We start from the raw sequence: 22,156 nt of genomic DNA, 5'->3' as shown, positions 1-22,156 counted from the left end.
AGATGAGAAACAATATATTAAAAAAGTTTAGTTTTATAATGGCGTTTATGTTTATTTTTATTACAACATCAATACCTGTATTTGCGTCTACGCCATCAATTTCTAAAGATGCTCCTAGCAAGGGAAGCATCACAATATCAAAAAAAGGTGCTGTTTTTACTGCATATAAGTTATTAGATGCGATTAAAAGTGGTGATGCATATGAATACTCACCAAGTAATAATTTTAAAGATTTTTTCAATAATTCTCAGTATGGATCTTATAGCCAAGAAGCAATACCGAAATTAAGTGGAGAAGAAGTAAAAGAATTTGCTGTTAACTTACATAAATATGTTCTTGATAATAAGATATCTGGACAAGAACTTACAGATGGACAAAAGAATACTGTTGACTTAGGTTATTACCTAGTTACAGAAACTTCAAGTACTTCAGATGGGGCAGCTGTTGCTTCAACACCTATAATAGTTTCCGTTCCTCAAGTTTCAGGAGATTCATGGAATTATGATGTAACTATTAACCCAAAGGATAATACTCCTATATTAGAAAAAAACATAGTTAAAGAGGAGCAAAGAGTTAAAACTTCATCTGAGAATATTGGAGATGTTGTTAAATACGAAGTAAAAGCATCTATACCAGTTTATCAAAAGAATGCACAAAATATAATGTATAAATTTACTGATACTATGAGCAAAGGCTTAACATACGACGAGAAAACTGGCTTTAAGGTAACTTCAGGAGATAAAGTTTTTACTAAGGGTACAGATTATACTGTAGATGTAAAAAAACAAGAAGATGGGTCAACAATTATTATAATTAACTTTAATTATGATAATATAAAAGCTTATTCAGAAACTGGAATAACTTTAAATTACCAAGCTACATTAAATAAGGATGCAGTTATTAATACTCAAGCTAATGAAGGAAATCCTAATAATATACAATTAGATTATACAAATAACCCACATGTTAAAGATAGTTATAAGAAATTAAATGACAAGGTTACTACTTATACTTGGGGATTTGGAATTAAAAAAGTTGATTCAGAAGTTAATTCTAAGCTTTTACAAGGTGCTGAGTTTTCAGTAAAGGATGAAAGTGGAAAAACAGTAGCTAAATATACATATGATGAAAAAGGACAAGTAGTTTCTTTAAGTGGAAATGGGATAACTAATTCAAAGGGAGTTACAACGTTCATAGGATTAAAAGAAGGAAAGTACAGTATTAAAGAGGAAGTAGCTCCATCTGGATATAGCTTATTAAAAAATCCAGTAGAAGTGACAATTACAGCTAATAAAGATGAGTCTGGAAATTATACAGGAGCTGCAACTATAGAGGTTTCTAATAGTAATAAAGCAGGAAAAATAATAAATGATATTTCAGAGAATGATGGAAATATATTATTTAATGTTCAAATAGAAAACCATGCTGGATTTTCTCTTCCATCAACAGGGGGATTAGGAAACACAGGATTTATAAAAATAGCTATTATCTTATTAAGTATAGTTTGTGTTTTAGCTATACTAGGACTTGGTTACACTAAATTTGAAAATAGCAGAAAGACTAAGAATTAAACTTAAAAATAGACTTAAAAATAGACTTAAAAATTAAATACAGAGCTATAAATCAAAATAAAATAACAAAACTTACAAACAGTATGAAGATAATATCTAGATAAGATTTAGAATTTAAATTATTACGGAGAAGATATTACGTTAAAAAGCTGAGACTGTTAATTTCTTAGGAATACAATCTCACAAAGTTAGATTGCATAAGTTCAAAAATCTAAATTAAAAATTTGGTCTTTCACTTAAAATCTAGTAATTCTCGGAATATGTTTGTAAGTTTTATAAAAGTATTTTGATATAGAGCATATAAATAAAAACTTCTTTTTAATTTGAATTATAAAAAGAAGTTTTTTTATGACATGAGGATTTACGTCTTTTAGGCTAATTAAACTTTAGGAGGTGAGTTGGTGCATATCAAAATAACTTATAGCTAATGAGGTTTGATATAGCGCCAGATTTTTTTGAAAAGGCTAAAAAGAATATATTTTTCTATTTTAATTTTGATTACACTTATTGCCCTAGGATTTTTGTTATATCCTAGTTTTTCTAATTACATAAATAATAAATTTGCAGTTTCTACAATTTCTGATTATACAGAGAAGATAAATAATGTTAATGATGAAGAAGTTGATGATTTTATAAAAAATATTAATAAATATAATGAAGATTTATTCAATGGAACTGCCGAGAATGAATTACCAGATTACTTAAATATTAATAAGGGGGATGTCTTAGGGTATATAGAAATTCCTAGTATAAGTATTAAATTACCTATATACTATGGAACTTCAGTTGATATTTTAAAAAAGGGAGTTGGAGTTTTAGAGGGAACATCACTTCCTGTAGGAGGAGAAAACACACATTCAGTCTTATCAGCTCATACTGGATTAACAAACCAAAAACTTTTTACTGATATAGACAAGCTAAAAGATGGGGATGTTTTTTACCTACACATTTTAAAAAAAGATCTTGCTTATAAAGTGAATCAAATAAAAGTTGTTCACCCAGATGAAATTGATGAACTAAAAATATCTGAGGGAAATGACTATGTAACTTTACTAACTTGTTATCCTTATGGAATTAACACTGAACGTTTGTTAGTAAGGGGAGAGAGAACTGATTTAAGTCAAAGTAATGTAGAGCATATTCAAAAGGAAATAAGTACTTTTAATCATTCAAATGAAAATTTAATACTAATAGTTATAATATTAATTTCAACACTAATAATTATTTTCTTATTGTTTTTAATTATGAAATTTAAAGGTAAGAATAAAAAGTAAAGTTTAAATTATTTAGATTAAAATTAAAGCCTTAATTAATAAGTTTAAATCTAGTTATTTTAGTGAAATTCATATGATAATAAATTAAAGTACAAATATTAATTGTAAGTGGTGGAGTTATGAAATAAGTTTTATTAATAGGAAATAGTAATTTTTAAACATCCATATTACTAAGGTGAGCTTTAAATAAGTTTGGTGATTTTTTTGTAAATTTCATTAAGATTTTAATAGGTATAAATAAGTCAAGATAACTATGCACTTAAGAACACAATTGTTCTTTTAAGAGTATAATATATAAAAAATTAAATTGGAGAATATTATGATATCTAGAGAAAAATATGTTACCTCATCATTAGAATTACATCTTTTTTTTATGAGAGTTATGAAAGAGCATGCCATATTTTTAGAGGCAGGACTAGGACCTAAAAATTCAAAAATGGCTAAGGAACTTGATAAGTGTAAGGGAAATCTTGAAAAACTTTTATTGGATGTAGTAAAGCTAAGTAAAGGAAGAGTTAGACAATCCATAGTAGATTCAGGAGAAGTATTTACTGATTATACTTTAGAGACAGAAAAGAAAACAGAGCATTATACAGGAATTAATATTAATTCTAAGATAACAACAATGGAAAAAGATTTAATGTGTGCTCCTAAAAAGAGTATTGATTCTAAAGTAGCAAGCTGTGTAAAAGATATTAATAATAAGGCTATTAAATTATTAGATGAATTAATAGATCTTAAGATGAAAATTTTAGATGATGTATTATGTTGCAAAATTTTCACAAGTAATTATCCATCACTTGTTGAACATACAATAGAAGAAGCTAAGTTATATCGTTCATATATAGATGATATTGAGTGCAATAGGGATATAGATGAGGTGAACATTAGCAAAACAGAGGCCTTTTGGAATGAAATTATGATGGAACATGCTTTATTTATCAGAGGATTACTAGATCCAAGTGAATATGAATTAATAAATACTGCAAATGAGTTTGCCCTTGAGTTTAATGAATTAATTCAACAATTAAATAATGTTACCAAGGTTACAATAGACAATGTTACTCATGAAACCTTAAAAGAAACAATTAGATTAAGAGATTTTAAGGAAGATGGTACAAAGGGAATAATGAATTGCAATATAAAATCCTTAATATTACCACTTCTTTCTGATCATGTTTTAAGAGAGGCAAATCATTATATAAGAATATTAAGATGCTATGAAAAATAGATTTTTAAATTTTTTAGTATAAGAATTATGCTTTAAAGAGTTTAAAGTTTTTTATCATATATATTTAAATAGAATTATTAGAAGATGTATCAAAAGTTAATAATAAAACTTACAAAACTATGAAGCCAGAGGGTTCTATAAATATTTTTGTAGGTTTTATTAAAAGATATTTTGATATATCTTCTTTTTTTTATAATAAATTGCTCTTAAATAAAAATGTAATGTAAATTTAAGATTATTATAATATCTAAGTTCAGAATTATAGGTTATAATGTATGTGAAAAATTGCAAATGATTTACATAAAAAAGAGTTAATATGGTTAAAGTTAGATTATATATAATTTTTAATTTATATTAACTTTAGAAAATAATTTTATTTTAAATAGGTCTTTATTTTAGAAAAATGTAGATATAATAAACACTTATTTAAAATAGAATTTAAAAACTATTTAAGGAGGAAAATCGAAGATTTAAGTTTATTTATGAAGAAGAAGAGTTTAATAATTTTAAGTATAATAGTTTTAATATTTGCATGTATAACTCTTTATTTAACTAGAGAGCATATAATGGTTTTTTATAAATTAATTACTAATGGTGAAGTTGTAAAGAGTTACCTTGAAAGGTTTGGCCCTTGGGCAGCAGTAATATTTTTTGTATTTCAAATATTACAGGTTGTTATATTCTTTATTCCAGGAGAGGTTATACAAGCTGCTGGAGGATATATATTTGGTGCCTTAGGAGGAACTTTACTTTCATTTTTCGGCATAGCAGTTGGATCTGCAATATTATTTTACATATGTCAAAAGTTTGGAAAGAAGCTAGTACAAAGATTTGTACCTAAGGACATGTATGATAAATTAGAAAAGATTTTAAATAGCCCTAAGTTTAAGCTTATATTGGTAATACTATTCTTTTTACCAGGGGCACCTAAGGATTCACTTATTATGGTTTGTGCTTTAAGTAACATAACAATAGGACACTTTATAATATTCTCTATGATAGGAAGAATACCAGCCTTAGTTGCATCCTCTTTTATGGGAGCAAACTTAGCAGAAGGCAATATTGTAGGGGTAGCGATTATTGGAGTAATAGCCTTAATAGCTTGTGCTTTAGGAGTTATATTTAGAAAAGATGTATTTAAGTACATGGAAAAACTTTAATATTTTATTTAAATGGAGATTTATAAAAATTCATATATAAAATTTATAATTTTGTATGAGAGTTTTTAAATAACTCCATTTTTTTATTTTTTATTACTCTAAGTTAATAATTATTTTTAAAGAAACATTATAAGAACTTATTAATTATAATTATTATGTGAAATTCAAGTTTTTAAAATATAAAAATATTTTAATGATAGGGGTTTTATATGTATTAAAGAAAAATTAAATGGTTAATATTGTAAATAGAAGTGTTAAAATATAAATTTATGATTTAATCTTGGAGGTAATATGAATAAAGAAAAGTTAAAATCACTATTTACAAGTAAAATAGCCATAGGAATAATTTCTTTTATTATTGGAGGAATTGCTTTAGGAAACAGCAGTTCAGGGGTTAATATAACTAAAGAAAGATATAACCAATTATTAGAGTTTGAAAAGGTTGCTCTTCAAAAAGAGGGTGACTCACTTGAAACTCTTAATGAAGAATTAAATGAAGAAAATTTAGACAATAAAATAAATGAAAAAACTGAAGAAGATAAAAGACCATTAAGTATTGGAGAAACAGCTTATATAAATGATGAAAATGGAGTTAAATCAATGGCCATAACCATAGATAATGTAAAACTTACAGATGAAAGAAATCAATTTTCTGAAAAAGAAGCAGAAAAGGTTGTTGTAATAGAATATACTTACGAGAATATAGCAGACGAAGAAAACTTATATGTATTTGATAGTAATTTTAAAGTTTATGATGCTTCAGGAAATGTTTTAGAAACATACCCAGCTGGTGCTGAAAAATATCCTCAATCTATTAGTAAGGGGAAAAAGTGTACAGCTAATATGTCCTTTGCCTTAAACAATGAATCAAATAATTTAGAATTAGAATTTTATGATAATATGTTCAATGGAAAGGCTTCAGAAGTCTTTAATATAAGTGTTGAGTAGAAGTGATTTTAAGAAAAAAGTCTATTTAAAGTTTTATAGTTAGGTTAGAGTATAAGCAAGATAAGGGGGAGGTATTATGAGATATTCTATAGAAGGGATTTGTGATAGATTTAAAAGTGGAGAGGAATTAGAATTTTTATTTTTCTGGGGACATACAAAAAATAAGAATGGAAAAGTAACTAAGGCTTGTTTTAGTCAATGGTATATTTCTGATTTCACAGTTCATGGATTTTTGTATAACTGTGCAGAAAAGTATATGATGGCTGAAAAGGCAAGGTTATTTAAGGATTATGAAACCTTAGAAGAAATATTATCTGCTGAAAATCAAAAAGAAATAAAAGACTTAGGAAGAAAGATTAAAAACTTCAATGAAGAGCTTTGGAATAGAGAAAAATATGAAATTGTTAAGAGAGGAAATTTAGCTAAGTTTTCTCAAAATGAAGATATTAAAGAGTTTTTATTAAGCACAGGAGATAAAATAATAGTTGAAGCAAGTCCATATGACTCTATTTGGGGAATAGGAATGGGTGCAAAGGATGAGAATATAGAAGACCCTACAGCTTGGAAGGGAGAAAATCTCTTAGGTTTTGCTCTTATGGATGTAAGAGACTTGTTAAATAGAATGTAGCGAGAGTTATGACAAGATAAATTTCAATATATTCATTTATTAAAGTTTAAATAGTGTGTTTTAAAATTATGAAAATATATTAATTTTAAAAAGGGCATGTATCAAAACAATTTTCAATAAAAATTACAAATTCTTAGAGAGGTTTAAGGATTCTCTAAATATTTTTGTGATTTTTCTTATTGTTTTTGATAAAGCCCTTTTTCTTTTAGCCTTCAAATTTAGTTTTTTCTATTTCATTTAGTATTTTCACAATATTACCTAAGTCATATTGTACTGCTAAATTTGAAAATATATAAATATTATTATAGTTTTTTGGTATGTAATTAGGATCGAAGTTTGTAATTACAAGATCATAATTTTCTTTTTTATATTCATTATAAACTTCTACAATAACATCAAATTTTCTTCTTAAAAACTTTCTTAAATAATCAATAGTGGTGTTAAGAATCAAACTATCTATTCTAGATAAAATACCTATAGTAAGTGAATGTTTAGATACTCCACTAAGATAATTTAAGGTTAATATTATGCAAAGTTTAAAGTAATCTGGGTCAAAGGAATATTTTACTTTATATAAAGAATTAATTTTTAATAGTAAGTTATTAACAAATTTTTCTCTAGAATCACTTGTAAATTCATTTAAATAATAATTTGTAACAATTTTATTATTTGAATAAAAAACTCCCTTAAAGAAGTAACTTTTAAAGCATAAACTTAATAAATGTAACTTTAATTCATCATTAAAATTGCTAGGTGAAGTAGTGTATAAATTGCTCATTTCACTAGTCATTAAAGTAAAAATCTTAAAAGGAGTACTTTCGTTAACAATAGAAATTTTTTTAATAACTTTATATGGGATTATATTAAAACTTAAAATAAAGCAAAGGGTAGAGTATGCTAAGTATGTACTAGAGGACTTACTTAAGGAATCTTTTTCAAAGAAATTTTTAAGTTCTATAAAAATTTCAGTGTTTTCTAATATTCTTAAATTCTTTTTGGTGAATTCATCCTTAAAGAAATTTTCAACAAAAAATTTTTTCCTTATCATTAAGATTTTTAACCAAGTATATAAGGGATACTTTTCACTAATTTTTAAGGTGATATTAAAAGTTTTTTCAATTACTTCAGTTATGTTGTGATTAGCTGATACCACAGAAGATATATCTATTCTGTTATTCCAAAATAATAAATAATAAAAATAAGATATTTGAAGTTGAGAGCCTGTAAGTTCATAGTTTTTAATAGATATATCAAACTCTTTAAGGAGTGAATTACATTCTAATATTTTTCTATTTAAAGTAGCTAAACTTATATTGAAGTAATTACAAATTTGTATTCCAGTAAATTTCTTGGTGTGTTTAATAAAGAAAAATTTTAAAAGTTTATATTTAAGAGAACTTTCTATATAACAAGTTGTTAAACAATGAAGACTTATTCCAGTATTATATTTCAAAAAAATAAAATCTTTTGAATAAGATATTTTTACTTTTGATTTATAACATTTATCTAATAAGTCTTCAATTTTTTTTAAGTGATTTTTTAGAGTTGGTAAAGAAATATTCAATTCATTACATAAATTATTTTTGCTGATTTTACCGTTATTTACATATACTTTTTTAAAAATGTTATATTGAATTTTCTCAGATGTTTCCAATAAGTCTTCTTTAAACATGTTTAAACCTTTCTATTTAAAATTTGTTTAATATATTACAAACTTTCCCAAGGTGTCAAAGTATTTTGTCAATAAAATATGTAAATATTACATTTTAAAATATAACTTAAAAGTATAGGCATTTCAACTAAAATAAAAAGATTATTATTAGGTAGATTATTATGTAACTAAAATATATATTTTTAATAGTTTACAAAGTGAATTATATAAAAGTTAAAAAAGTTTCTATTAAGTTCAAAATTAACTCTTAAATTTTAAAAAAATAAAAAAAAGTTGAGATTAAGCAAGTGAAAAAATAAATTAATATTAATATATAATTAGTTTCATTAAAATATTATGCGCGAGAGGACTGGTTTAGATGAAAAAGTTAAAACTAGCTTCAACAATACTAGCTATGTCAGGTATTGTTGGAATAAGTATTTTAAGTCCAGTTAATACTTTTGCATCTAGTTTAAATGGGCATGATAATATTACAATATTAAATAATGCTAAAAATGTTGTAAAATCAAGTCAGAGCTCATCAAATGCTACTAATCAAGAAGGTATTAACTCTGGAATTTTAGGTCTAAAATATAATAGAAATCAGGTTTTAGCCGTAAATGGAGACACAATTCAAAGTTTTGTTCCAAGAGAAGGTAAAAATGCAGGTGAAAAATTTATAGTTGTAGAACGTAAGAAGAAATCACTTACAACAGCGCCGGTAGATATTTCAATAGTTGATTCTGTAAATGATCGTACATATCCAGGAGCATTACAACTTGCAGATGAAGCATTTGTTGATAATAGGCCAACATTGTTAATGGTAAAAAGAAAACCTATTAATCTTAGTATAGATTTACCAGGATTAAAGGGTGATAATACTGTGACAGTGGACAATCCAACTTACGGCAATGTGTCTGGGGCTATTGATGGATTGGTATCTAAATGGAATGAGAAATATTCATCTACACATACTCTACCAGCAAGAACTCAATATTCAGAGTCTATGGTTTATAGTAAATCACAAATAGCAAGTGCACTTAATGTAAATTCTAAGGTTCTTGAAAACTCACTTGGAATAGATTTTAATGCAGTAGCAAACAATGAAAAAAAGGTTATGGTTTTAGCATATAAGCAAATATTCTATACAGTAAGTGCAGCATTACCTAATAACCCATCAGATATTTTTGATGACAGTGTTACATTTAAAGAATTGCAACAAAAAGGTGTAAGTAATGAAGCACCACCACTTATGGTTTCAAATGTGGCTTATGGAAGAACTATATATGTTAAATTAGAAACAACATCTAATAGTAAAGATGTACAAGCTGCTTTCAAAGCTCTTATAAAAAATACTGATATAAAAAATAGCCAACAGTATAAAGATATTTATGAAAGTAGTTCATTTACAGCAGTAGTTTTAGGTGGAGATGCACAAGAACATAATAAAGTTGTAACTAAGGACTTTGATGAAATAAGAAAAGTAATCAAGGATAATGCAACTTATAGCACAAAGAATCCTGCGTATCCAATATCATATACTAGTGTTTTCTTAAAAGATAACTCAGTTGCTGCTGTTCATAACAAAACAGACTATATAGAAACAACTTCTACAGAGTATTCTAAGGGAAAAATAAACTTAGATCATAGTGGAGCTTATGTTGCACAATTTGATGTATCATGGGATGAAGTTTCTTATGATGAAAAAGGAAATGAAGTTTTAACTCATAAGACATGGGATGGAAATTATAGAGATAAAACAGCTCATTTTTCTACTGAAATACCTTTAAGTGCTAATGCAAGAAACATAAGAATAAAAGCAAGAGAGTGTACAGGCCTTGCTTGGGATTGGTGGAGAACTGTTGTAAATGAGCATAATGTACCATTAACAAAAAATATAAATGTTTCAATATGGGGAACTACTCTATATCCTAGATCAAGTATTACTTACAATTAATTTAAAGTTAAAAACTGATTTTGACATAAGTCAAAATCAGTTTTTATTTTATAATTGAAAGTATTATAATTGCTGAGTATTTTTTTATTTATACTATAAAGAAGTTACAGGATTAGTTATACCTACTCTCATATAAATATTTTTATTAAGATACCTAAAAATGTCACAATAATGAATAGAAATATATATTATTAATAAGAATAATTTTAGGAGATAAATAATGGGACATTATATTGAGGTTGAAACAGGAGTAAATTTGTATGTAGAGGATCTTAATAAAGGAGGAAAGGAAACCATAGTTTTTTTGCATGGATGGCCAGGAAGTCATAAGCTTTTTGAGTATCAGTTTGACTATTTAGGACAAAATGGTTGTCGGTGTATTGGAATAGATCAGAGAGGATTTGGAAAATCTGACAGACCATTACATGGATATGATTATAATACATTAAGTGATGATCTTAGATGTGTTATTCAAGCCCTTGGACTTAGTGATTTTACATTATTAGGACATTCTACAGGTGGGGCAATAGCTATTAGATATATGTCTAGACACAAAGGTTTTAGAGTGAAAAAACTTTTACTATGTGCAGCAGCGGCCCCAAGCCTAATTAAACGTTCTTACTTTCCGTATGGTATAAGAAGAGAAACGGTAGAAGATATAATTAAGGGAACATATAATGATAGACCTAAAATGCTAGAGAACTTTGGAAAAATTTTTTTCTATAAGAAAGTTAGCCATCCATTTTCACAATGGTTTTTGCAGTTAGGTTTTGAAGCTGCTGGGTGGTCAACAGCAGAAATTGCTAAGACTTGGCTTGGTGAAGAGCAGTTATTCCAAGATATGAGAGAAATAAATAAACCAACATTAATTACTCATGGTATTCATGATAAAGTATGTTTATTCCAATTAGCAGAACAGCAGAAAAAGCTCATAAAACATAGCAAGCTTAAAAGATTTGAGAATAGTGGACATGGATTATTCTATGATGAAAGAGATAAATTTAATAGAGAAGTTTTGTGCTTTGTTAATTCAAATAAATAATATTATACAAGTAGATTTTAATTAAATAATAGGATAAATAATAGAATATAAGAAAGTTACTACTTTTTATCCTATTATAATTTAAAATTTTATTTTATTAAAAAATATTTGATTTTTTTGTGATTTAGTATAAAATATAAAATAACTTTAATAATTTGTAAAATAATATTAAAAATTAATTTTTATAAAATAATATTGTTAGAAGTTAAAGTAAATAATCTATGAAAAATTAAAAATTTAATAGTTAATAATAAATCTTATTATAAATCAATTAGTAAACGTTTAAAAGTTTTTAAAAACTAAGGAGGAAAATTTATGCAAGTTTTAATTGGGGCAGGACTTTTATTAATAGTTTTAGGATTGTTTACCTTATTTAGTTATAAGGCACCACATGGAATGAAGGCTATGGGAGCATTGGCAGGAGCCGCTTGTGCAAGCTTTTTAGTTGAGGCATTCCACTCATCATTTTTTGGAAATGTTTTAAATATAGAATTTTTAAAGAAGGTTGGAGATGCCAATGGAAGTTTAGGAGGAGTTGCAGCGGCAATTCTTGTACCATTAGCTTTAGGAGTTTCACCAGTTTATTCAGTTTTAATAGGACTATCATGTTCAGGATTAGGAATATTACCAGGATTTATAGCCGGTTATTTAATGTCATTTGTGGTTAAATTTTTAGAAGAAAAATTACCAAGTGGTTTAGATTTAATTGTAATAATAGTTGTGGCTACGCCTCTTACAAGAATAATAGGTGATTTTACAGCACCAGTAGTTGATTCTACTTTATTAAAAATAGGACAGGTTTTAATAGCCTCAGCAAACTCTAATCCAATAACAATGGGAATAATACTTGGAGGAATTATAACTGTAGTTGCTACGGCACCTTTAAGTTCAATGGCCTTAACAGCTATGCTTGGACTAACGGGAGTACCAATGGCAATAGGCGCATTATCAGTTTTTGGTTCATCCTTCTTAAATTTTGTTTTATTCCAAAAGATGAAGTTTGGAAGCAAAAAAGATACAATATCAGTTGCCATAGAACCATTAACGCAAGCTGATATAATAACAGCTAACCCTATACCTATTTATGTAACTAATTTTATTGGTGGTGCTTTATGTGGGATTATAATAGTTTTAATGGGACTTACTAATATGTCTCCAGGGACAGCTACCCCTATTGCTGGTTTTGCTGTAATGTTTGCATATAACCCAGCATTTAAGGTATTAATGGCTTCTCTAGCCTGTGTAGTTGTAAGTGCAGGTAGTGGATACCTAGGGTATTTATTATTTAAAAACTACAAAATACATACAGTAGATGAGATACGTGGAAATGATTTAGAGTTAGAATAATTAAAAATATAATATTAGGGATGTATCAAAATAACTTTATATATTTTGGTTCACCCCTTTTTTTATTTAATCCTTAAATTTAGTAAAAAAAATAAAATTTAAAAATTTTTTTATTAATATATATAACAGAAAAATTGAAGGTTTTTTTAATTAATAGAAAAAACTTTGGTGGATTCAAATTCCATAAATGGAACTCATATTATAATTAGAATCCCAGTTGTTCACGATTAAAGCCCAGTTCTGCACAAAGTATTGAATGAGCTTATTTCCTCTGATATATTAAGGTTACTTATTACAAATGAATATTAAGTGAATATTTTCTGAACTTGATTTTAAGTTTAAGGAGAGTTTAGGGAAAAGAAAAAATTAGAGTTTATTTAAGCTATGTTTACTCAAAAAATAATGTTCTTAAGATACTCTTAACTCTTAAGATTTACTAAAAAGTTAAATGAAAATGTTTACTTGAAGTTCAAAATAATAAGTCTTTTAAACCCTATTAAGTTTTTAAAACTTAAAAGCAGTATAAAGTTTTTAGGATTTATGAACTTAACAAATGAGGGGAAAAATAAAAAAAGGGGGATTTATATTATGATAAGATTTAAGAAAACAAAATTAATAGCAAGTATTGCAATGGCTTTATGTCTGTTTTCTCAACCAGTAATTAGTTTCTCAAAAGATATAACAGATAATAATCAAAGTATTGATTCTGGAATATCAAGTTTAAGTTACAATAGAAATGAAGTTTTAGCTAGTAATGGAGATAAAATTGAAAGTTTTGTTCCAAAGGAAGGTAAAAAGACTGGTAATAAATTTATAGTTGTAGAACGTCAAAAAAGATCACTTACAACATCACCAGTAGACATATCAATAATTGATTCTGTAAATGACCGTACATATCCAGGAGCATTACAACTTGCAGATAAAGCATTTGTGGAAAATAGACCTACAATCTTAATGGTAAAAAGAAAGCCTATTAACATTAATATAGATTTACCAGGATTAAAGGGTGAAAATAGTATAAAGGTTGATGATCCAACCTATGGAAAAGTTTCTGGAGCAATTGATGAATTAGTATCTAAGTGGAATGAAAAATATTCATCTACACATACTTTACCAGCAAGAACTCAATATTCAGAATCTATGGTTTATAGTAAATCACAAATATCAAGTGCCCTTAATGTTAATGCTAAAGTCCTTGAAAACTCACTTGGAGTAGACTTTAATGCAGTAGCAAACAATGAGAAAAAAGTTATGATTTTAGCATATAAACAAATATTCTATACAGTAAGTGCAGATTTACCTAAGAATCCATCAGATCTTTTTGATGACAGTGTTACATTTAATGAATTAAAACAAAAGGGAGTAAGCAATGAAGCACCCCCACTTATGGTTTCAAATGTAGCGTATGGAAGAACTATATATGTTAAACTAGAAACTACTTCTAGCAGTAAAGATGTACAAGCCGCTTTCAAAGCTCTTATAAAGAACACTGATATAAAAAATAGTCAACAATATAAAGATATTTATGAAAATAGTTCATTTACGGCAGTGGTTTTAGGGGGAGATGCACAAGAACATAATAAAGTTGTAACTAAAGACTTTGATGAAATAAGAAAAGTAATTAAAGAGAATGCAACTTTTAGCACAAAAAATCCAGCATATCCAATATCTTATACTAGTGTTTTCTTAAAAGATAACTCAGTTGCTGCTGTTCACAATAAAACAGATTACATAGAAACAACTTCCACAGAGTATTCTAAGGGGAAAATAAACTTAGATCATAGCGGAGCCTATGTTGCACAGTTTGAAGTAGCATGGGATGAAGTTTCATATGATAAAGAAGGAAATGAAGTTTTAACTCATAAAACATGGAATGGAAATTATCAAGATAAAACAGCTCATTATTCAACAGTTATACCTCTTGAAGCTAATGCAAGAAATATAAGAATAAAAGCAAGAGAATGTACAGGACTTGCTTGGGAATGGTGGAGAGATGTTATAAGTGAATATGATGTTCCATTAACAAATAATATAAATGTTTCAATATGGGGAACTACTTTATACCCTAGATCTAGTATTACTTACAATTAAACTAAAGCAAAAAACTAATTTTAGTCTATCTAAAATCAGTTTTTTATTTAAAATTTTAGAGTTATAATAAAATAAATATTAGATTTATTTTAAATATTACTACACAATAAATTTGGTTTACATGTATTGAATTAAAAAGTGTTTATGAAGCCGAGTTTAATAAAATTTTTATTGGAGGAATTAAAATGAAATTAGCTGAGGCATTGATTTTAAGAGCAGATTTACAAAAAGAATTAATGAGTTTAAAAAATAGAATAAATCAAAACTTACTAGTTCAAGAAGGTGAGAAACCATCTGAGGACCCATATACACTATATGATGAGATACTGTTAAAGGTAAGTGAACTAGAGGAATTAATTCTAAAGATTAATAAAACTAATAGTAATTACATAACCAGTAATAATGAAAGTATTTCTGATTTAATTGTAAAAAGAGATATGCTTGGAAAGAAGATAAGTATATTAAAAGAAATAGCTGAGGAAGCTACAGTAAAAGTAAATAGATATTCTCAAACTGAAATAAAAATATTTTCTGCAATGAAAGTAGATCAATTACAGAGGGAAATAAATAAATATTCTAAGGAATATAGAGAACTAGACACTAAGTTACAAGGTTTAAACTGGACAATAGATTTAATGGAATAAAAGTAGCTAATTTATAAAGTTAATTATTCCTAGTTTAAACTAGTCAATAGATTAACTAAATAGAGGTTTAAATGTTGGTAGCTTTTATTAAGGAGGTCATAAATCCTAACCTGGGGAAAAAGGTAATTATGTTACATATGTATCTAGGAGCAGATACTTATTTTATAATTTATGCTCAAACAAGTTACATGGGTACTATTTAAGAATTACAATTTACAACCATATGACTATTAATAATAAGCGAGGATGGGGCAAGGGGAGATAATTTAAAGAATATAGAGCTATGATATCTTATAGAAATTTATAGCTTTATTTTTTTATTTCAAATTGCAAATTTATTTACTTATTTTAATTAAAGTAAGTAAAACCTAATTAAAGTTAATGCATATCTTTTTTATATAATTTTATTCTAAAAATTCACTTTTAACTATCTTTAGTCTACTAATAATTCTCCACATTAAGTCCAGAAAAATACTTTTTAAAGAAGTTTGTTCTTTAGTTATAGCAAATATTTAATAAGTAAAAATTTTAGTAATCGTTTAATAGGGATATACTTCTATATAAACTCTTCAAAAACAATTAATTATAAAGTTTCTTCAAAATTATTTTCCAATAAAATCAAAAAATATAAATTGTAATAAATTATTAAGGATAATAATAAATAAAAAACTAAATTTCAATATAATTCACAGAAATGATATTTATGCACTAATAAATAATAAAGAGTAAATTTTAACTAAAAAAATTAAAGAAGTAAAAGATTATTCTTTATCATTTTATTAATAATATAATTAATTTTAAAAAATACTAAGAAAACATTAAAAAATAATAGTATTTTTGGTTGATATATCAAAAAATGCAGCTTTTTATAAATACTATGGTTAATGCTTAATGTTAAAAATATTTTAACTAAGGATAAATTAGTAAAATAATTTAGTAAAATTATAGTTTTTTTACTAAATATTCAAATTTTGTACATTAACATTTCTACAAAAAATGATATTATAATGTCAGAAAACGTTTCCTAAGGAAACTTTATACTTAAAATATGAAATATGAGGGGGATTTTTAAGATGAGTGAGAGAAAAAGGTCGCTTAGTTCAGGAGCTTTAATGCTTATGACTTTTACAGCGGTATTTTCATTCGGAAACATAATTGATAGTAGTGTAAACATTGGATTGGCTACAATACCATCATACATATTTGGTACAGTATTTTACTTTTTACCATTTGCTTTGATGATTGGTGAGTTTGCTTCAGCTAGTTCAGATTCAGAATCAGGTATTAATAGTTGGATAAAGAAATCTTTAGGGGCAAGATGGGCTTTCTTAGGATCATGGTCTTATTTCTTTGTTAACTTATTCTTCTTTACTTCACTATTACCTAAGATATTAATTTACGCATCTTATACCTTTGTTGGTAGAAACGTATTTGATGGAAAAACAGTATTAATTTCTGTTATATCAATAGTATTATTCTGGGCAGTAACTATAATTTCTACTAAGGGTGTAGCTTGGATTTCAAAAATAACAAGTATATCTGGTGTAGCTAGAATAATTTTAGGTTTAGGATTCATAGTATTATCTTTCGGAGTTATTTTATTCTTAGGAAAAGCTCCAGCTCAAGAATTTACAGCAGAAACTATTATGCCTAAGTTTAACTGGTCATATTTCATGGTTTTAGCTTGGATTTTACAAGCAGTAGGTGGTGCTGAAAGTATAGGAGTATATATTAAAGACGTAAAGGGTGGAAATAAAACATTCATAAGAACAATGGTAATTTCAACTGCTATAGTTGGTGGTTTATATGCACTTGGAGCTGTTTCAGTAGGTTTAGTTGTACCTTCAGAAGTATTACAAGGTAACTTCTCAAATGGTTTATTTGATGCCTTTGCAATATTAGGTGCAAACTATGGAGTAGGTAACATAATAACTAACATAGTTGGATTCATAATGATGCTTGCTTCTTTAGGTTCATTAGTTCTATGGACTGCTGCTCCTGTTAAAGTATTATTCTCTGAAATTCCTGAAGGAATCTTTGGTAAATGGATTGCTAAAACAGATAAAAAAGGAACTCCTGTAAATGCTTTATATGTACAAGCTGTAATAGTAACAGTATTACTATTAGTACCAGCTTTAGGAATAGGTTCAGTTGATAGCTTACTTGAAATGTTAATAAACATGACTGCTTCAACTTCATTAATTCCAGTATTATTCTTCTTAGTTGGATACATTGTATTAAGAGCCAAGAAAGACGATATGGAAAGATCATTTAAAGTTGGATCTAAAAACTTTGGAATAGCAATTGGAGTACTATTACTTGCTTTATTCGTATTCGTATTTGTAATATCTTCAATTCCAGCTCCACAAGACTTTGCAGCTTACTTTAATGGAACATTAGCAGAAGGAGCAACAAATCCTGTATTTATACTTTTATACAATGTATTAGGATTAGTATTCTTCTTAGGTTTTGCTGAAATATGCTGGAGAAAATATGAAAAGAAAGTTGGAAAAGCTGTAGCTAATGAATGGAACGAAGAAGAGGTTTCAGAAATAGCTTAATTACAGTAATCACAGGGTTTTAAAAGATATTAATTAAGGAATAAGCTATAAAAATATAGCTTATTCCTATAACTATAAACTTATTTAGAAATACACAATTTACTTTATAGATTAATAAGAGAAAAAAATGATTAACTTGGTAAAATGGAGGGATTATTTTGAAAAATTATGGACCAATAAGTTCTAAAATAACAAAAATGCTTCATGGAGCAGACTATAATCCAGAGCAATGGATTGATATGCCTAACATATGGGGAGAAGATGTTAGATTAATGAAGCTTTCTCATACAAATGTTGTAGCTGTAGGTATATTCTCATGGACAATGTTAGAGCCTGAAGAAGGTAAGTTTAACTTTGAATGGTTAGATGAAATCATGGATTTAATGCACAAAAATGGAAATCACGTAATACTTGCTACACCAAGTGGAGCTAAGCCAATATGGATGGCTCATAAGTACCCAGAAACTTTAAGAGTTGCTCCAAACAGAGTAAGAAACTTATATGGAGAGCGTCATAACCACTGCTATACATCTCCTATATATAGAGAGAAAATTGCTATAATAGACAGATTATTAGCAGAAAGATATAAAGATCACCCAGCTTTAATCTTATGGCATATTTCAAATGAGTTTGAAGGTCAATGTTACTGTCCTTTATGTGAACAAGCTTTTAGAGATTTCTTAAGAGAGAAATATGATAATGACATAAATAAATTAAATAAAGCTTGGTGGACTAAGTTCTGGAGCCACACATATGCTTCCTTTGATGAAATAGAGGCACCAGCCCCTCATGGAGAGCCAGCTCTTCATGGATTAAACTTAGATTGGATGAGATTTGTTACTCACCAAACTTTAGATTACTACAAGCATGAAAGAAGCATATTAAAGGAAATCACACCATATATTCCTGTAACTACTAACTTCCATGACTATATTTCATTATTCAGAGGAATAGATTACTGGAAATTTGCTCCTTACTTAGATGTTGTATCATGGGATAACTATCCTTACTGGCATGGTGAAAGAACAGATGACCACGAAGGAAGTAGAATTGGATTTGTTCATGACTTAAATAGAGCAATTTTAAATGGTAAGCCATTTATGATGATGGAAAGTTCACCAAGTTCAACAAACTGGCAACCAGTTGCAAAACTTAGACGTCCAGGAATGCATGTTTTATCTTCTCTTCAAGCTGTAGCTCATGGTTCAGATACAGTTCAATATTTCCAATGGAGAAAGAGTAGAGGATCATCAGAAAAGTTCCATGGAGCTGTTGTTGATCACTGTGGACATGAAAATACAAGAGTATTTAGAGATGTAACTAAGGTTGGAGAAATTTTATCAAAACTTGATGATGTAATAGGAACTTCTGTAGAGCCACAAGTAGCTGTTATTTACGATTGGGAAAATTACTGGGCAATAAATGATGCTCAAGGTCCTAGAATAGAGCAAAAGGATTACTTTGAAACTTGTCAAAAGCACTACAAAGCTTTCTGGGATATGTCAATTCCAACAGATGTTATAAACATGGATTGCGATTTCTCAAAATATAAGTTGGTTGTAGCACCAATGCTTTATATGGTAAGACCAGGTGTTGGAGAAAGATTAGAGGAATTTGTTAAAAATGGAGGAACTTTAGTAACAACTTACTGGAGTGGTATTGTTGATGAGAATGATCTTTGTTTCTTAGGTGGATTCCCTGGCCCATTAAAGAAAGTTACAGGAATCTGGGCAGAGGAATTAGATGCACTTTATGATGAAGATGTAAACTATGTTTCTGTTGAAGAAGGCAATAGCTTAGGAATGAAAGGTGAATATGAAGCTAGAATATTCTGTGACTTAATTCATTCAGAAGGAGCTGAAGTTCTTGCAACATACAAAACAGACTTCTACAAAGGAATGCCAGCTTTAACTTGTAATAACTTTGGAAAAGGACAAGCTTACTATATAGCATTTAGAAATAATGATGAGTTCTTATCAGATTTCTACTCAAGCTTAGCTAAAAAGTTAACTTTAAAGAGAGCTATAGAAATTGATTTACCAAAGGGAGTTAACGCTCAAGTTCGTATGGATGAAAAGAACGAGTTTGTATTCTTAATGAACTTCTCATCAGAGGAAAAAACAATAGATATTAAAGATCTTGATTTAACAGATATGCTAACTGGTGAAAAGGTAACTAAGGAAATGGAAATAGAGCCTTATGGAGTTAGAATAGTTAGAAGATAATTAAAGCATTATTAACTTATAAAGATAATTTATAGTTGCTTTAATAGGTTAATAAGAAAAAAATAATGCTGAATACTTTTAGTGAAAATTGAATTTTTTATATGAAGCAGGCAAGTGAAAACTTGCCTGTTTTTATTTTGGAAATAGTTTTTAAAACAGAAATTAAACTAAAGAATTATAACTTTTATTACTTATTAAGATAAGAATTTATAGAAAAATCAATAAGATTTTAAAATATTTTTATTGAATTTAAAGCTAACTTTTATAGAAAAACAGCATAACATTAAATTTTTTTTAAAATATTATTCATCAATTATACATAATATATTCAATAAAAAGTAATTATTAATATTAATTGCAATATATGGATTTTACAAAATTTACTTGATTAACCGGTTTATTAGATAGTATTTTTTTTGAATAAAAATAAAAAGTTATATACAATTGTTTCCAATTTATGGTTTGAAATCGTTTTGTTAGGGGTGTATAACATAGGTGTGGGAAGGACAACGACCTACAAAATCATAAAAGTTAAAAGGAGGAAGGGTATATTATGAGAGATGACAGAGCATTAAATGTTACTTCTGAAATAGGAAGATTAAAAACAGTTCTACTACATAGACCTGGAGAAGAAATTGAAAACTTAACACCAGATCTATTAGATAGATTACTATTTGATGACATTCCATACTTAAAAGTTGCAAGAGAAGAACACGACGCTTTTGCACAAACTTTAAGAGAAGCAGGAGTAGAGGTGCTTTATTTAGAAGTTCTTGCTGCTGAGGCAATAGGAACTAATGATGAGGTTAAACAACAATTTATAAGTGAATTTATTGATGAGGCTGGAGTTGAAAGCGAAAGATTAAAAGAAGCATTAATTCAATACTTCAACTCATTTAGTGATAATAAAGCAATGGTTGATAAGATGATGGCTGGGGTAAGAAAGGAAGAACTTAAGGATTACCACAGAGAATCATTATATGACCAAGTAAATAATGTATATCCATTTGTATGTGATCCAATGCCAAATCTTTATTTTACAAGAGATCCATTTGCAACAATTGGACATGGTATTACATTAAACCATATGAGAACAGATACAAGAAATAGAGAAACAATATTTGCTAAATACATATTTAGACATCATCCAAGATTTGAAGGAAAGGATATTCCGTTCTGGTTCAACAGGGATGAAAAGACTTCTCTTGAAGGTGGAGATGAATTAATACTTTCAAAAGAAATTTTAGCAGTTGGTATATCACAAAGAACTGATTCAAAATCAGTTGAAAAATTAGCTAAAAAGTTACTTTACTATCCAGATACAAGTTTTAAAACTGTATTAGCATTTAAAATACCAGTATCAAGAGCATTTATGCATTTAGATACAGTATTTACTCAAGTAGATTATGATAAGTTTACAGTTCATCCAGGTATAGTAGGACCTTTAGAAGTTTATGCCATAACTAAGGATCCAGAAAATGATGGACAACTAATTGCAGTTGAAGAATGTGATACTTTAGAAAATATATTAAAGAAATACTTAAAGAGAGATATTGAGTTAATAAAATGTGGTGGCGGAGATGAAATAATAGCTGCTAGAGAACAATGGAATGATGGTTCAAATACACTTGCTATTGCTCCAGGAGAGGTTGTAGTTTATTCAAGAAACTATGTAACTAATGAAATCTTAGAAAAGAAAGGAATTAAGTTACATGTTATACCTTCATCTGAATTATCAAGAGGTAGAGGGGGCCCTAGATGTATGTCAATGCCTCTAATAAGAGAAGATTTATAAAATAATATTTAATTAGCAATTTACTATTAGA

The 22,156-nt window shown here is 27.5% G+C and carries 15 protein-coding genes; 14 read left to right on the top strand and 1 reads right to left on the bottom strand.

The genetic code is table 11. The features are described from left to right. The first annotated feature begins 2 nt into the window (after nucleotides 1-2). The 6 genes from QP548_RS13890 to QP548_RS13865 all read left to right on the top strand — a co-directional run bounded on the left by QP548_RS13890 (nucleotide 3) and on the right by QP548_RS13865 (nucleotide 6,812). Nucleotides 3-1,571 (top strand): SpaH/EbpB family LPXTG-anchored major pilin, encoded by a 1,569-nt coding sequence (locus tag QP548_RS13890; protein WP_061426128.1) that lies wholly within the window; start codon nucleotides 3-5, stop codon nucleotides 1,569-1,571. A gap of 455 nt (nucleotides 1,572-2,026) precedes the next feature. Then, a complete protein-coding gene (locus QP548_RS13885; protein WP_061426129.1) occupies nucleotides 2,027-2,845 on the top strand; it encodes a class C sortase in 819 nt (272 codons plus the stop codon). A gap of 319 nt (nucleotides 2,846-3,164) precedes the next feature. Beyond that, nucleotides 3,165-4,076 (top strand): DUF2935 domain-containing protein, encoded by a 912-nt coding sequence (locus tag QP548_RS13880; RefSeq protein WP_061426130.1) that lies wholly within the window; start codon nucleotides 3,165-3,167, stop codon nucleotides 4,074-4,076. Between the two features lie 482 nt (nucleotides 4,077-4,558). Then, nucleotides 4,559-5,236, top strand: coding sequence for a TVP38/TMEM64 family protein (locus QP548_RS13875; RefSeq protein ID WP_061426131.1), 678 nt, complete (start codon nucleotides 4,559-4,561; stop codon nucleotides 5,234-5,236). A 291-nt stretch (nucleotides 5,237-5,527) separates the two neighbouring features. Further along, nucleotides 5,528-6,184, top strand: a complete 657-nt coding sequence (locus QP548_RS13870; protein WP_061426132.1) for a DUF4352 domain-containing protein — start codon at nucleotides 5,528-5,530, stop codon at nucleotides 6,182-6,184. Between the two features lie 76 nt (nucleotides 6,185-6,260). Next, the gene (locus QP548_RS13865) at nucleotides 6,261-6,812 is read left to right on the top strand and encodes an NADAR family protein (protein ID WP_061426133.1); all 552 of its coding nucleotides are present in this window, start codon (nucleotides 6,261-6,263) and stop codon (nucleotides 6,810-6,812) included. A gap of 205 nt (nucleotides 6,813-7,017) precedes the next feature. On the opposite strand, the gene QP548_RS13860 is transcribed toward QP548_RS13865, so the two are convergent. Next, nucleotides 7,018-8,484, bottom strand: a complete 1,467-nt coding sequence (locus tag QP548_RS13860; RefSeq protein ID WP_061426134.1) for a helix-turn-helix domain-containing protein — start codon at nucleotides 8,482-8,484, stop codon at nucleotides 7,018-7,020. 358 nt (nucleotides 8,485-8,842) lie between these two features. Here QP548_RS13860 and QP548_RS13855 point away from each other — a divergent pair, with 358 nt between their 5' ends. The 8 genes from QP548_RS13855 (at nucleotide 8,843) to arcA (ending at nucleotide 22,125) form a co-directional block, all read left to right on the top strand. Beyond that, the gene (locus QP548_RS13855; RefSeq protein ID WP_320410244.1) at nucleotides 8,843-10,420 is read left to right on the top strand and encodes a thiol-activated cytolysin family protein; all 1,578 of its coding nucleotides are present in this window, start codon (nucleotides 8,843-8,845) and stop codon (nucleotides 10,418-10,420) included. A gap of 220 nt (nucleotides 10,421-10,640) precedes the next feature. Then, nucleotides 10,641-11,462, top strand: a complete 822-nt coding sequence (locus QP548_RS13850; RefSeq protein ID WP_061426135.1) for an alpha/beta fold hydrolase — start codon at nucleotides 10,641-10,643, stop codon at nucleotides 11,460-11,462. A gap of 315 nt (nucleotides 11,463-11,777) precedes the next feature. Continuing rightward, a complete protein-coding gene (locus QP548_RS13845) occupies nucleotides 11,778-12,809 on the top strand; it encodes a PTS sugar transporter subunit IIC (RefSeq protein WP_061426136.1) in 1,032 nt (343 codons plus the stop codon). Nucleotides 12,810-13,397: 588 nt separating this feature from the next. Then, a complete protein-coding gene (gene pfoA, locus QP548_RS13840) occupies nucleotides 13,398-14,900 on the top strand; it encodes a cholesterol-dependent cytolysin perfringolysin O (protein ID WP_061426137.1) in 1,503 nt (500 codons plus the stop codon). A gap of 185 nt (nucleotides 14,901-15,085) precedes the next feature. Then, a complete protein-coding gene (locus tag QP548_RS13835; RefSeq protein WP_061426138.1) occupies nucleotides 15,086-15,544 on the top strand; it encodes a DIP1984 family protein in 459 nt (152 codons plus the stop codon). Between the two features lie 1,073 nt (nucleotides 15,545-16,617). Beyond that, on the top strand, nucleotides 16,618-18,105 hold the full coding sequence (locus QP548_RS13830; RefSeq protein WP_061426139.1) for an amino acid permease: 1,488 nt from the start codon (nucleotides 16,618-16,620) through the stop codon (nucleotides 18,103-18,105). Nucleotides 18,106-18,263: 158 nt separating this feature from the next. Next, nucleotides 18,264-20,330, top strand: a complete 2,067-nt coding sequence (locus QP548_RS13825) for a beta-galactosidase (protein WP_081109925.1) — start codon at nucleotides 18,264-18,266, stop codon at nucleotides 20,328-20,330. A 553-nt stretch (nucleotides 20,331-20,883) separates the two neighbouring features. After that, the gene (gene arcA / locus QP548_RS13820) at nucleotides 20,884-22,125 is read left to right on the top strand and encodes an arginine deiminase (protein WP_061426140.1); all 1,242 of its coding nucleotides are present in this window, start codon (nucleotides 20,884-20,886) and stop codon (nucleotides 22,123-22,125) included. The last annotated feature ends 31 nt before the right edge of the window (nucleotides 22,126-22,156 follow it).

It is taken from the genome of Clostridium sp. UMB9555A, assembly GCF_030222355.1.
Classification (GTDB): domain Bacteria; phylum Bacillota; class Clostridia; order Clostridiales; family Clostridiaceae; genus Sarcina; species Sarcina perfringens.
This window is presented reverse-complemented; position numbering and strand designations above follow the sequence as displayed.

Bases quoted from the DNA above. Each gene is read 5' to 3' on its own strand.
- QP548_RS13890 (WP_061426128.1), top strand. From the start codon at position 3: ATGAGAAACAATATATTAAAAAAGTTTAGTTTTATAATGGCGTTTATG.
- QP548_RS13880 (WP_061426130.1), top strand. From the start codon at position 3,165: ATGATATCTAGAGAAAAATATGTTACCTCATCATTAGAATTACATCTT.
- QP548_RS13875 (WP_061426131.1), top strand. From the start codon at position 4,559: ATGAAGAAGAAGAGTTTAATAATTTTAAGTATAATAGTTTTAATATTT.
- QP548_RS13870 (WP_061426132.1), top strand. From the start codon at position 5,528: ATGAATAAAGAAAAGTTAAAATCACTATTTACAAGTAAAATAGCCATA.
- QP548_RS13865 (WP_061426133.1), top strand. From the start codon at position 6,261: ATGAGATATTCTATAGAAGGGATTTGTGATAGATTTAAAAGTGGAGAG.
- QP548_RS13860 (WP_061426134.1), bottom strand. From the start codon at position 8,484: ATGTTTAAAGAAGACTTATTGGAAACATCTGAGAAAATTCAATATAAC.
- QP548_RS13855 (WP_320410244.1), top strand. From the start codon at position 8,843: ATGAAAAAGTTAAAACTAGCTTCAACAATACTAGCTATGTCAGGTATT.
- QP548_RS13850 (WP_061426135.1), top strand. From the start codon at position 10,641: ATGGGACATTATATTGAGGTTGAAACAGGAGTAAATTTGTATGTAGAG.
- QP548_RS13845 (WP_061426136.1), top strand. From the start codon at position 11,778: ATGCAAGTTTTAATTGGGGCAGGACTTTTATTAATAGTTTTAGGATTG.
- pfoA (WP_061426137.1), top strand. From the start codon at position 13,398: ATGATAAGATTTAAGAAAACAAAATTAATAGCAAGTATTGCAATGGCT.
- QP548_RS13835 (WP_061426138.1), top strand. From the start codon at position 15,086: ATGAAATTAGCTGAGGCATTGATTTTAAGAGCAGATTTACAAAAAGAA.
- QP548_RS13830 (WP_061426139.1), top strand. From the start codon at position 16,618: ATGAGTGAGAGAAAAAGGTCGCTTAGTTCAGGAGCTTTAATGCTTATG.
- arcA (WP_061426140.1), top strand. From the start codon at position 20,884: ATGAGAGATGACAGAGCATTAAATGTTACTTCTGAAATAGGAAGATTA.